The 12689-nt window shown below is 68.7% G+C and carries 12 protein-coding genes; 6 read left to right on the top strand and 6 right to left on the bottom strand.

Going from position 1 to position 12689, the window contains the following annotated elements; translation table 11 throughout:
- Positions 1-187 precede the first annotated feature (187 nt).
- The gene (gene wecB / locus IE252_RS40920; protein WP_190094597.1) at positions 188-1387 is read left to right on the top strand and encodes a non-hydrolyzing UDP-N-acetylglucosamine 2-epimerase; all 1200 of its coding nucleotides are present in this window, start codon (positions 188-190) and stop codon (positions 1385-1387) included.
- On the opposite strand, the gene IE252_RS40915 is transcribed toward wecB, so the two are convergent.
- The gene (locus IE252_RS40915; protein WP_190094596.1) at positions 1369-1590 is read right to left on the bottom strand and encodes a hypothetical protein; all 222 of its coding nucleotides are present in this window, start codon (positions 1588-1590) and stop codon (positions 1369-1371) included. The two genes, wecB and IE252_RS40915, sit on opposite strands and share 19 nt — an antisense overlap.
- 123 nt (positions 1591-1713) lie before the next feature.
- On the opposite strand from IE252_RS40915, the gene IE252_RS40910 reads away from it, so the two are divergent.
- The 4 genes from IE252_RS40910 to IE252_RS40895 all read left to right on the top strand — a co-directional run bounded on the left by IE252_RS40910 (position 1714) and on the right by IE252_RS40895 (position 7768).
- Entirely contained in the window at positions 1714-2346 is a 633-nt protein-coding gene (locus IE252_RS40910; RefSeq protein WP_190094595.1) for a hypothetical protein, read from the top strand.
- Positions 2343-3719 (top strand): XrtP-associated glycosyltransferase, encoded by a 1377-nt coding sequence (locus IE252_RS40905; protein ID WP_229849128.1) that lies wholly within the window; start codon positions 2343-2345, stop codon positions 3717-3719. Before IE252_RS40910 ends, IE252_RS40905 begins: the two co-directional genes overlap by 4 nt.
- 396 nt (positions 3720-4115) lie before the next feature.
- Complete coding sequence (locus tag IE252_RS40900) at positions 4116-6563, top strand: DUF4855 domain-containing protein (protein ID WP_229849129.1); 2448 nt, start codon at positions 4116-4118, stop codon at positions 6561-6563.
- A gap of 35 nt (positions 6564-6598) precedes the next feature.
- A complete protein-coding gene (locus IE252_RS40895) occupies positions 6599-7768 on the top strand; it encodes a L,D-transpeptidase (protein WP_190094593.1) in 1170 nt (389 codons plus the stop codon).
- Here the strand turns inward: IE252_RS40895 and IE252_RS40890 are convergent.
- The 4 genes from IE252_RS40890 to IE252_RS40875 form a co-directional block, all read right to left on the bottom strand.
- Complete coding sequence (locus tag IE252_RS40890) at positions 7761-8192, bottom strand: hypothetical protein (RefSeq protein WP_190094592.1); 432 nt, start codon at positions 8190-8192, stop codon at positions 7761-7763. The genes IE252_RS40895 and IE252_RS40890 overlap by 8 nt on opposite strands.
- Positions 8192-8419 (bottom strand): hypothetical protein, encoded by a 228-nt coding sequence (locus tag IE252_RS40885; protein WP_190094591.1) that lies wholly within the window; start codon positions 8417-8419, stop codon positions 8192-8194. The genes IE252_RS40890 and IE252_RS40885 overlap by 1 nt, the downstream gene beginning before the upstream one ends.
- A gap of 130 nt (positions 8420-8549) precedes the next feature.
- Positions 8550-8984 carry a hypothetical protein gene (locus tag IE252_RS44095; RefSeq protein ID WP_190094590.1) on the bottom strand — a complete coding sequence of 145 codons (435 nt, stop codon included), beginning with the start codon at positions 8982-8984 and terminating at the stop codon, positions 8550-8552.
- 276 nt (positions 8985-9260) lie between these two features.
- The gene (locus tag IE252_RS40875; RefSeq protein WP_190094589.1) at positions 9261-10031 is read right to left on the bottom strand and encodes a DUF459 domain-containing protein; all 771 of its coding nucleotides are present in this window, start codon (positions 10029-10031) and stop codon (positions 9261-9263) included.
- Between the two features lie 703 nt (positions 10032-10734).
- Here IE252_RS40875 and IE252_RS40870 point away from each other — a divergent pair.
- Positions 10735-11619, top strand: a complete 885-nt coding sequence (locus tag IE252_RS40870) for a hypothetical protein (RefSeq protein WP_190094588.1) — start codon at positions 10735-10737, stop codon at positions 11617-11619.
- 172 nt (positions 11620-11791) lie between these two features.
- Here the strand turns inward: IE252_RS40870 and IE252_RS40865 are convergent, their stop codons facing one another.
- Positions 11792-12403, bottom strand: a complete 612-nt coding sequence (locus IE252_RS40865) for a hypothetical protein (RefSeq protein WP_190094587.1) — start codon at positions 12401-12403, stop codon at positions 11792-11794.
- Positions 12404-12689 lie beyond the last annotated feature (286 nt).

Genomic DNA, 12689 nt, shown 5'->3' with positions numbered 1-12689 from the left:
CCTGGCCCTCGGGGCCGGTGCCGTGGTGATCCGCCGCCGCGCCACCACCGACTGACCCCCTCCTGTGGCCCGGCACCCACAAACACCGGGCCACAGGAAAACCCGGTCCGAGGCGCCGCCGCCCGGCGGTCCGGACCTCCCCACGCCGCGCTGACCAGCGCACTCCCACCGGTGAGAAAGGCCCATCATGCCCAATCTGGACGACACGCCGAGCAACGCGCTGTGCGAGAGCGTGGCCATTGTCGTCGGTACACGCCCGGAGATCATCAAGACGGCGGGCGTGATCCATGAGCTCGGTTCCCTGGCCCAGGTGGTGCACACGGGACAGCATTACGACGACTCGATGTCAGCCGTCTTCTGGAGCGACTACTGTCTGCCGGCCCCGGCACTGCTCATGAACGGGATCGGGGGCATGCCCCGTCCCGTCCAGATGGCGTCGATCCTGGGCGGACTGGTCGAGGAGTTCCAGCAGAACAGACCCGCCGTGGTGGTCGTCCAGGGGGACACCAACACCGCGGCAGCCGGTGCCCAGGCCGCCTATCTGTGCGGCATTCCCGTGGCGCACATCGAAGCCGGGCTGCGCTCGCGCGACCGTGCCATGCCCGAGGAGATCAACCGGCGGCTCGTCGGCGTCGTCGCGGACCGGCACTACGCTCCGACCGCCGAGGCGGCGAGCAACCTGCTGTGCGAGGGAGTCGAGACCGAGCGCATCCGCATCACCGGCAACACCGTCGTCGAGGCGACCTACGCCACCCTTCCCGAGCAGCAGCAGCGCCACAAGCTGCTGGCCGACTTCGGTCTGACGCCGGGGGAATTCATCCTGGCGACCATCCATCGGCCCGAGAACACCGACCATCCCGAGCGGCTGGCCGATGTGCTGGAAGCCCTGGGCGGGCTGCCGATGCCGGTCGTCTTCCCCATGCACCCCCGTACCCGTGGTGCCATCGAGCGCCATGACCTGCATCCGCTACCGCCGCAGGTACGCGTGGTCGAACCGCTGGCCCACCCGCAGTTCCTGGCACTGGCCGCCGAGGCCCGGCTGCTCATCTCCGACTCCGGAGGTCTCCAGGAGGAGACGACCGTTCTCAAGCGCCCGCTGGTGGTGGTCCGCCAGAGCACCGAGCGCCCCGAGGCGTTCGACGCGGGCTTCGCCAAGCTCGCCACCAACGCGCTCCAGCTGGAGAGGTGGGCGCGCACCCTGCTGGTAGACCCCCTCATCATGGAGACCCTGGCGCACACGCCGAGCCCTTACGGCGACGGCAGCGCCAGCGCGCACATCGCCGCGGACCTCAGGCAGCTGGTGGCGGCCCAGAGCGGCAGCCGGCGCCCAGTCGTCATCCACCCCCAGGCACGCCCGGTGCAGGCCGCTCACCACGAGCCCGCCTGACCGTTCGACCTCGGCCCCGACGAGCAGCGAGAAGGATTCACCATGTGGGCGACCACCGCCATCGGCCCGAGGCTTCCGTGAGCGGCCGTGCGGCGGTCGGCGGCACGCTCGCTCACGCAGGTGTGCACGGCCCTCTCGTCCTGCTGGCCGTCCTGGCGTTCGTGCTCGTCGCAGCCGGTGTCGTGAGCGTGCGTGCCGCTCATGTACGGCGCAACCGCTGATGCGGCGAGGCGTTCGCCGTCTTCCCCAACGTCTCCCCGGGCGCGTGTCGATCGGCGTCGCGCCCGTGCCGTATACCCATCGCCCCGCCATCGGAGAGTGATCACGTGGACGTCACCGCGACCCCCTTCGGCGCCGGAGTCCCGCAGCTGGCAGGACAACCGACCCCCCGGCGGCAGCGGGTTCTGCCCGTACTGCGTCTGGTGCTCGCCGTGCTGATCGCCGGGGCCGCCGTGGCCTCTGTGGTCAGCATTGCCCAGCTCTGTGTCTTCGAAGCCAACCTCACCGGCACCGTGCTCGGGCCGCTCATGCGCGGCGGTACGTACGTACCGCCGGACCAACCCGATGTCTACTACGGCCTCGGCACCGACGAGATGTTCGGCCTGCGCATCTCGAACGGTTGCAGCGCGGCGCTGCTGGTGCTGCCGATCCTGGTCTTCGCGACCGTGATGCTCCTCGGACATCGCGGGCGAGTGCTCGACATCATGGTCGGGCTCACGGTCGCCGTGGCCTTCATCATCGCCTTCAACCAGGCCCGCCTCGGCGTCATCGCATGGAGCTCGGTGCACTGGGGGATGGAGGGCTTCGGCTGGTCGCACACGATCGCCGGATCGCTGATCAGCCTGGTGGGTGTGGCCATCGCGACGGTCACCTTCTTCGGAACAAGCATCGGCCTGCCCCGCAAGGCGGTCCGGGCCGTCAAGGCCCGTACGAACCGACTCCATGAGAGAAGCGCGTGAACACTTTTCAGGACAGCAGTCTCGTCGGTCTGACGATCTCGGTCGCGCTCGTCATCAACGCTGTCTTCGTCGTCTATGTCATCGCTCTCATCGTCGCCTTCCTCCGGCACCGCCCCGACCCGCCGGGCGAGGCGTCCGACTTCGAGTGGCACCTGCTCATCCCGTGCCGCGACGAGGCGACCGTCGTCGGCCAGACCCTGGCCTATCTGCGCAAGGCGTTCCCGACCACCCACCTGTGGGTGATCGACGACGCGTCCGAGGACAAGACGCGGTCCATCGCCAAGCGCTTCGCCGCGCGCGACGACCGCACGCATGTGGTCTGTCGGGACCTGCCCAACGCACGTACCGGCAAGAGCGAGGCGCTCAACGAGGCGTACCGCCAGCTCGTCGAATGGCTTCCGGAGGGTGCCGACCACGAGAGGGTCGTCGTCGGAGTGGTGGACGCCGACGGCCGGCCGGCCCAGAACTGCATGGACGTCATCGCCGGCTCCGCCCTTTTCGGCGACGCACGCATCGGGGCGGTGCAGATCGAAGTCCGCATGATGAACCGGGAGGACCGCAAGCCCTTCCCCAGGGCGGGGAGGATCCGGAACTTCTTCGGGCGCACCCTGGTCCGCCTGCAGGACATCGAGTTCCGCGCTCCCATCTCCGCCATCCAGATGTCCCGTACCCACACCCGCAGTGTCTGCATGGGCGGCAACGGGCAGTTCACCAGGCTCTCCGCTCTGAACATCGCGGGGGGACCGGGCGAGCCCTGGCAGGGTTCTCTCCTGGAGGACTTCGAGCTCGGACTGCACGTGATGCTGACCGGGTACCGCACCGGCTACACCGCCTCCACCTGGGTCGAGCAGGAGGGCCTTGCCAGCCTGACGAGATTCGTGGTGCAGCGCACCAGGTGGGCGCAGGGCACCATGCAGTGCATGCGGTACGTCGGCCGTGTCTGGCGCTCGACGCAGCTCGGCAACGCCGGGGTGCTTGAGCTCACCTACTATCTGCTCCAGCCCTGGGTGCAGCTGCTCGGAAGCGTGATCTACCCGATCCCTGTGATCATCTTCCTCAACAACCTGATCCTGTACACGCCGGAGACCATGGAGTTCCTCCGGGACGGCGGCGCGGCCCTGTTCGCCCTGTACCTCGTCTTCGGCATCGCTCAATTCGCCGTCTGGGGCGTGCTGTACTGGCTGCGCTGCGACCGCACGCACTCGCTCGCTCGCTGTCTGGGCTGGGGAGTCGGCTACGCCCTGATGATGCTGCTCTTCTACGTGACCTCATGGCGGGCCTTCTATCGCCTGCTGCGTCGGCAGAGCGGATGGGCCAAGACGCGCCGCAATGCCGAGACGGCGGTGACGGGTCCCGTTGCCCGTTACTCGTAGGCGTCGGCTTCGTTTGCAGGGCCGGGGCTCGCCATGAGGTCACATCGGGCGGGCCCCGACTGACGTGCTCCGCGGACGGCCTTCGTGCGATCGGGCGCCCTTCGGGTGGGCGTCGTCCACCCGATCGGCACGAAGGCCGTTGTCATGAGTCTGCCCTTGCCGCAGCGCGGGCATGCGGTCCTTTCGACGGTCGTCACACTTCCGGGCTATCTCGGCCCGATTTCGCATATATCAAGACTTTCGTACTTATCGGGGGAAGGCGCCCGGACAGCCGACAAGCGTGTCGGCGCACCGCCAAGTTCGTGGCAAAGCGCACCAAGTCGGTATAGAAGCATCACCAAGTGGGAAGCCGCGGGCCCGATAGGGCGGCGCTCCCAGCCCAGGAGAGTTGGTGTGATGATCCTTCGCCGGCCCATGTCCGCGGTGCTGAGTGTGCTCGCCGCGTTCGCCGCCGCCCTGTCCTTGCTCACCGCTGCGGCGGCTCCCTCACAGGCGCGGGCCGCGGGCCAGTGGCACCGGTCCATGGTGGTCTACCACGACGCCAACCGGAACCCGGCCCAGTGGCAGCACCACCTCATGAGAGTGGCCCCGAACGGGGATTACACCGGCAAGTGGCTCTTCGACTCGGCGATCCTCACCGCCATCGACTACAACAAGAAAGACCTGATGTACGGCGAGTTCACCGGGGACGAGCTCGCCGGCGTCCTGAACGACGCCTTCAACGACGCCTGGCGTCTCGACCTCGCCGCCGCCGCGCTGGTCCAGCGGTACGGTGCGCCGCCCGCCAAGATCAAGGTGTCCATCACGATGCCGTGGCTGAACCCGGCCAACCACAGCCTGCGGCTGCCCGGCTGGTCCACCACGCTCGACCTGGCCAAGCCCGACCAGCGGTTGCAGGCGGCCGACTGGTACCTCGACCAGATCAAGTCCCGGGCGCAGGCCGCGAAGTGGCAGCAGCTCGAACTGTACGGCGCCTACTACCACCGCGAGGAGATCCTCGACGCCACCGGCGACCCCCGGTTCGTCGTCGACTTCAACGCCCATGCGCACAACCGGGGCCTGAAGACCGTGTGGGTGCCCTACTTCATGGCCCCCAACTGGGACAAGGCCAAGCTGCTCGGTTTCGACGTGTCCAACGTCCAGCCCAGCCAGGCGTTCCGCTCCCTGCAGTACGGCGGCGAGGCCAACGACGGCCGGCTGTACGCGATCGGCGCGAAGTCGGTGCAGCTCGGCCAGGCCTTCGAGTACGAGGCCAGCAGCGCGGGCGAGTCCCAGGTGGAGAACTGGGCCGCGCACCAGTACCTCGCCATCTCGCAGCTCTCCGGTGCGAGCGCGTTCCCGCAGGTGTTCTTCACCGGCCTGACCGGTGACATGTTCGACAAGATGACCACCCAGGCCGCCGCGGCCGGTGACCGCTGGTGGTGCTACAGCGATCTCGCCGACTACCTCGACGGCAAGCCCGTCGCCAACCTCGAGATCGGCCTGCCCTGGCCGACCGACGAGATCCAGCCGGACGGCACACGGGTGATCCAGTGGACCCCGGGCCAGCCCATGGACCTGTGGGCGGTGCGGATGGACTTCACCGACAACGCGGCCGACGAGAAGAACAACACCACGTGGCGCGGCCGGCTCACCGTCAAGGTCGACGGCCCCGGCGGCACCCGGACCTCGTTCGTCCAGCGCACCGGCACCACCGACTTCCAGCCGTACGAGCAGGTGCGGTGCCCGCTCGCGCTGGCGCCGGGGGGCGACAGCACCGTGACCCGGCTGACCCTCACCCTCAGCAGGGAGACCGGGACCAGCTGGCCGGACATCACACGCCTGGTGGCGAACAAGTACATCGTGCCCGTCATCGCCAACGGCGCCACCGGCGAGCCCTCGGACGGTTCGTACAGCATCCAGCCGGGGCAGTACGCGGACACCGCCGACACCCACCTGGACTTCCGGACCGGCAAGCTGACCGACGGTCAGATGTCCTCGACCGGCGACTGGAACTGGCCCGGTGTGATGGGCTGGAACTTCTACGGGGGGCTGTTCACCATCACCGTCGACCTCGGGGAACAGAAGAGGATCAGCAGGGTCGAGCTGGTAACCCACGAGGACCAGAGCTCGGGCATCACCTTCCCCACCGACCCGGTCGCCCTCATCGGCCGGGACGCGCCCGCCAGGGACGCGGGGACCCTCCTGAACGAACCGGCGGTCGGCTCCTCCGGACACTCCCACAACTTCTACTACCAGGTCCCCGGCACCCAGCAGAACGCGGGCCGGTTCCACATGGACGTGGCCAACGTCACCGGCCGCTACGTCACGGTCCTCGGCCACGGCTCCGGCTGGATCCTGCTTGACGAGATCCTGGTCAAGGACGAGAACAAGCAGGTCATCTCCACCGGCAAGCCCTACACCGTCACCCCCCAGCCGTCGGTGAACCAGGGCCAGCAGACCGCCTACGGCGACAATTCCGAGCGGCTCACCAACGACGCCATCGCCCCCGTCTTCGAGCCGCAGTTCAGCAACCTGGTCGACGGCATCCCCGCCGGCACCGGTGGATCGGTGGAGGTCACCTGGAAGGTGCCGCGCGCGGCCCGGATCGCGACCATCTGGTTCACCAAGCCCAACCCCAAGTACGGCGTGATCGTGCCTCTGTCCGGCGTCGCGTCCTGGCGCGATCAGAACGGCGTGTGGCACGAGGAGGACACCGTGGTGCGCCTGACGGAGGGCGCCTCCCCGCACGCCACGATGGTCCTTCCCTATGACGCCCAGGTCACCGGCGTCAGGGCGAAGCTGGACGCCACCCCGGGAGCGACCTCGGCCTGGTACATGGTCAGCGAGATCACCGCGCGGTAGCGGTGGTGAGCGGCGCGGAGGCGACGGAGGTGGTCATGAAACGCCGCGCGGGGGCCCGCGCCGCGGCCGCGGCGGTGTTGCTGGCCCTGCTGTCGGCCTCGGCCGGGTGCGGCTCCGCATCCGGCCCGGGACCGGGCGGCGACGCCAAGGCGGCCGCCAGGGCCACGGGGATCACGGCCGCAGCCGGGAACCGGCACGTGACCGTGCGCACGGGCGTCGGCAGGCTCGCCTCGGTCAGGGTCAGTGCGCCCGGCCCGGGGGACCTGGCCGGTTCCCTCTCCGCGGACCGCAGAATGTGGGTGTCGCGTGCGAGGCCCGCGCCGGGGGTCACCTATACCGTGGTGGTCCGCGCCATGGGCGAGGACGGCGAGCGGTTCGGCCGTACCGCCGCCGTCAACACCCCCGACCCGCCCGAGGAACGCACCGTCGTAGGGGTGTACAGCCCGGACGGCGGCACCACGGTCGGCGTGGCGATGCCCGTCTCGATCGTGTTCAACCGGCCCGTCCGCGACAAGGCCACCGTCGAGCGGCACCTCTCGGTCACCTCGGTCCCGCCGACGGAGGGTTCGTGGAGCTGGTTGAAGGACCGCGACGGCAGCGACCGGGCCGACTGGCGGCCCAAGGAGTACTGGAAGCCGGATACCCGGGTCACCCTGCGGATGGGGCTGGACGGGGTGGATACGGGCGGCGGCTTCTACGGCATCCAGAACCGTGTCGTGAACTTCCGCATCGGCGCGGCGGTGATCAGCACGGTCGACGTGGCCAAGAGAACGATGACCGTGTCCGAGGGCGGCAGGCGAGTGCGCACGCTGCCCGTTTCGGCGGGCAAGGAGGGCTTCGACACCTGGAACGGCACTCTGGTCGTGCTCGACAAGAGCCCGGCTCTGCGGATGGACTCGGCCAGTGTGGGTATCTTCGGCCCCGACGCGTACGACCTGGGGCGGGTCGAATGGAACGTCCGGCTCACCGCCTCGGGGACGTATCTCCACGCGGCGCCCTGGAACGAGGACAAGTTCGGCAAGGCCAACGGCAGCCACGGCTGCGTCGGCATGGGTATGGCCGACGCCCGGTGGTTCTACGAGCGGGCGCATCCCGGAGACCCGGTGACGGTCGTCCACTCCAAGCAGACCGTGGCCGTGAACAACGGCTACGGCGACTGGAACGTCGACTGGGTGACGTGGCGGGCGGGCAGCGCGCTCAGGTGAGGCCCCGCTGGCTTCTGGGGCCGGGCACCGTGCAGTCGGCAGTGCGGTTCCACGAGCGCAGGAGCGCGGCTGCCGCGCGCAGGTTCAGGGAGCCCTGACGGATGCCGCTCACCAGGCTGGCCATACCCCCGGGCGGAGGGCTCACGGGCTCCCCGGACTCGTGGAGGTAGCGCACCGCCAGCGCCGCTCCGATGAGGCCGTTGTAGTCGGGCAGGGGGCGCAGCGTGACGAACATCTGGAGCAGCACCGCCGCCCGCACCGGGGCCTCGACGTAGTAGGGCTCGCCGGCGTGGAGTTCGTAGGCGTGGCGGCTCACGGCCGCGGCCAGCGCCCCCCAGTCGTCGATGCCCGTCTCACGTCCGGTGTTCCGCTCGAACTGCTGGAGTGATTCCTCGATCCAGCGGGCGTCGATTCTTCGGTACATCAGCGCCGACCCGCCTCGAAGGTGTCCTCGAACTCCTCCATCAGTCCGGTCATGTCCTCGACCAGGCCGGAGACGAACGCGTCGCGGTCGGGATCCACTTCCCGCTCGATCAGGCCCGACACATACGCCTGGACCGTGACGCGCTCGCGTGCGGCGCGCTGCTTGAGGAGCTTGTGGGTCCCGGATCCGACCCGCACGTTCAACTGCTGCCTGTGCTCCGTCTCCATGAACCCAGCTTAGTGTTCCGAGGGGGCGCGACGGAGTTACGCGGAGCCCGGGCGGGGGGTGTGTCAGACAGAGGTCGGCGTGGGGTGGGCCCGCCCCGGAGCGGGCCCACCCCACGGCTCAGGAGCGGGTCTAACCCACGGGAAGCTTGCCCGTCGTGTCGCCCAGGCCGCCGCCCGTCAGCCCCTTCAGCAGACCGGCGACCGCGCCGTTCGGGCCGAGCAGGCCCTTCAGCAGGCCGCCCACGAGACCGTCGTCGCCCAGCAGGCCGCCCAGGAGGCCGCCCAGGTCACCGGTCGGCAGGGTGGCAGGAGCGCTGCCGGGGTCCGGCACGGGCGGCGTAGGCGCCTCCTCGATCGCACGCTTGTGGTTGAGCGTGCCGTGGACGAGCGGACGGTAGGTCTCCTGATCGTGCAGGAGAGGCTTGTGGACCCGGTGGGTCTGCTCCGCGGCGGGAGGGTTGCTCTCGGCGGCCGTGACCGCGGAGGCGGCGGGGGCCAGCAGGGTCAGGGAGAGCACCGGAGCGGCTAGGACCGCTGCTACTCGGGCGCGAGTGGGCTTCTGCATGCGCTGTGGCATTGACTGTCCTTTCGGCGGGTCCGCGCGGACCTCGACGCGATCACGCTCACCCGGCCCGATGCACTGCGCAACTTGAAAATCACTTCATGTAACCAATATGGGCGAGCCGTACGGTCGTCGTAGACCCAGGTGGGTCAGTGCGGAGCGCACCGCCGGACAGGCGGCGGCCGCCGCGAGCATGTGGCGGTCGTGCCTGCGGGCGGTCGCCATCAGGAGTGGAAAGGGGAGGAGCGGTGAGCCTGCTCGTCGCTGCGGCCGGGCGGGCTACCGGGAGGCGGCGTGCTCCTTGGCGAACATGGAGTTGAGGATCCAGTTCGCCAGACGGTCACGGGCCCACTTGTCGGGGTGGCCCGACTCGTCGAACAGATAGTGCCCTTGGAGGTTCACCGGACAGCCGCGGTCGTTGCACATCTGCTTGGTGAGGTTGAGCAGGTGGACGCCCTTGTCCTCGTTGGCCTTCGCCACCTTGCGCACGGTGTGGTTCATCGCCAGGGTGCGTACGTGGTACCGCTCGTCCTCCGAGATCCTGACGTTGGTCATATACAGGGGAGTGCCGTCGGCGGTGAGGATGTCGATGGCACGCTCCGTCTCCATGCGGAAGCGCTCGCGGAAGATCGGGTTGGTGACGTCGACCTCGAACGGAATCCCGTCGAAGGTCTGGCTCACGATGTCCCAGTTGCCCGTCCGCAGCAGGACCGCGTCGGGCTTGTACTTCTTCATGTAGGCAGGCCACTTCTTCGGCCAGGCCGAACACACCGCCGGGGGTTCGTGCCCCATCTGCGTTCTCGGCAGCATGATGCCGCACCCGCCCAGACCCGCGTCCACAATGCGGTTCTTGCCGGACGACACCGAGGACATGCCCTCGGCGAGGTTGCCCGCCCAGGAATCCCCCACGACCAGTACCGTCTTGCCGTGCACCGAGGGATCCAGCTTCGCCTCGCCCACGGGCGGTGTCTGCATTCCGAGCGGCTCGCTCGCCCAGGACTTGTCGTCGTCCGGGAGTGACGACTGGCTGCACCCCGCCACTGCGGTCATCACGCAGAGCACTGCCATCGCCGCCGCCGCACGCGACGCTTTTCTAGCCACAGAAGGTCACCAATCCACTGGCGGATACTGGTCAAAGTCACAAAGTACTGGGCCTCTTCTCCTTTTCTGTGTGCGAATCGCCAAGGGCGGGTTATTACGGGACGGCGGCTGTGGGTCGACTGTCGCGACCGGGCAGATCATCAGTGGATGGCATGGTGGTGAATAGTCATATTCCCTGGAGGCGCCGGGAATTGATGGCGATGCGACCGTGTCGTACCCGGTGCCTGGTCCACTCGTCTGGGAAGATCGTCGGGCAGTCGTCGGGTCTTGTCCTGTGGGAGGTGGATCCGACACGGCTCTGTCCCGCTGTCGCCGTCTCCTGGAAAGGCGGGGCAGGGCCAGGCTGCCTCGCCGAACTCGGGTGTGTGCACCCCGCGTTCCTGGCTCCTTCCCGGCGCGGCCGGATTCCCCGGTTCTGACGCCCCTTCTGAAGCCTTCCCTTATCGGCCATTTGACGGCTCTGAAATCTCGTTCAGCAGCCCTGAAATGTGCGTGTCCTGAGCTCTTCGAAGGCCTGGATCCAGCAAGAGCGTCGTTGCTTCGTCCGGATGAAACACCGGCGAGGCACCGGCTGCGACCGTTCGCTCTCCGATTACCTTCCGATCGTTGTTTCGCACGTCCATCACATCAGCCCCGGAGAGAGAAACACGCCATGTCGCTGCGCATGAAGAACACGCACCGCCTCGCTGTCGCCGCCAGCGCCGTCCTCCTGGCGGCCACGGCGTCCCCGGCGTTCGCCGACACCCTGGGCGACCACGGGCCCGACGCCTCGTCCTCGCCCTCGCACGCCTCGGCGTCGCCACACAGCCACACGAGCGCCTCGCCCCACGGCCTCCCGAGCGCGGCGCCCGGGAGCCACCACCCGAGCGCCGCGCCGCAGAGCCATGGGGCAGCCTCCCCCAAGGCGCCCTCGCGCGTGGCCAAGAAGGCCACCAAGTCCGCGAAGTCCGCTAAGTCCTCGAAGGCGGGTTCGCCGCGCAGCACCGGCCAGATCCAGTACGACGGCATCGACCAGCCGGGCGCGCTCACCGAGATCGCTCCGGGCAACACGGGCAAGGCGGTCTTCGGCATCCAGAACACCTACGCGCCCCACACCTACGCGGGTTGGAGCATGGACCTGGTCGCTCCCAAGAACACGACGTTCGCGAAGGCCGCGCTGACCCCCGTCACGGGCAACACCCCCGGAAACTGGTCGTGCACCCTGGACTCTCCGACGACCATGCGCTGCCAGTCACCGGACACCACGGACAACCCCAGAGACGCCATCATGCAATGGGCGGTCGCCTTGACGGTCGACGCCGATGCCCCCGCGAACACCCAGCTCGATCAGGGGTACGCGGTCTTCCACGCCACGCAGACCGCTTCCACGTCCACGCGGGGTGACACCGACTCCCGCAAGATGAGCCTCATGACCTCCACCCCCAAGGTGAACGCGGTGCCGGTCGCGGACCCGTCCATCGCCGCGGGCGCTGCGGCCGCGGTCATGGGCGGCGTGTTCTACCTGCGTCGTCGCAAGGGGGCTTCGACGACGGCCTGAGTTCGGCCGACGAGCCGAAGGGCCCGGCCCGCACAGGGAAGCAGGTCACCACCACTCCTGTGCAGGCCGGGCCCTTCACTGTTCCGCTCCCCCCGCACAGCGGAGTGGACCGGGCCGTGTGTGCCCGGTCCACTCCGTCTTCCCCCCCCGCCCCGCCCCGCCCGTGCTACTCCTACTTCACCGAGAAGCGTGTGCAGTCGTCCTGAGCCCCGCGCCGAACGACTGGCATGAGCACAGGCTGGTGACCGAACGAACCCACCATGGTGCAGGCCCGGTAGTTGCCGGGCGGAAGCCCCTTGTCCACCAAGGTGGTGAGTTCGCCGCTGCCGTCCGCCGGGTCGGCCAGTTCCTTGAAGAACAGGACGGTCAAAGGGTTGGGAGGTTGGTTGGGATCCTCGATCCGCTGGATCGAAACATGGCTGTGGCCCTGCACGATGCCGTTGTTGTCCAGCGTCTGGAGGGAGATGGTGTCCGGTACGTCCGGATCCCCGTCCGCTGCCCCGGTGGCCAGGTTGACGGACTTCGTGTGGACGGTGAACGGGGTGTCCTTCTCCAGGATGTCACCGTCCTTGGGATAGCGGATCACGGTGGAGACCATGTGATCCGAGTCGGGGATCACCCCCGTCACGGACTGCACGCACACCTCCCCGCGGACGCAAGTGACCTGTCCGTTGCGTGGGTTGGTGGTGGGTGTGGTGGCAGCCGTCGCGCTCTGGATGGCCATCGCCGTCCCGGTGAGCACCGCCAGACTCGCCGTCACGGATGCGATGCGTCTCAGTTGCATCTGTCTCCTTCACTCGATGGGCTCGCCCGAGGCGCCGGCGGCAGTCGGGCGCAGTGTCTCTGTCCCGTGGTGACGGTCCGTCAAAACGCAGGTGTGTCGCGGCGGCACCGGTCGGCTGCCCTGTGCCGGACCGCCCACCTGGACGATTAGTGGGCCGATCACACAGGAGAGCGGCCCTGAGACTCCCCGTTCGGCCGCCGTCCGAATGGCTGGAGTCGGTCCGGCGGGTTCCGTGCGGCGGTGTCGGTGCCGAGGCTCCCCGAAACCCCTCTGTTGCGGTCAGTGC

This window comes from Streptomyces melanogenes (assembly GCF_014649795.1).
Taxonomy (GTDB): domain Bacteria; phylum Actinomycetota; class Actinomycetes; order Streptomycetales; family Streptomycetaceae; genus Streptomyces; species Streptomyces noboritoensis.
The sequence above is the reverse complement of the archived record's forward strand: the minus strand, read 5'-3'. Positions and strand labels throughout refer to the sequence as shown.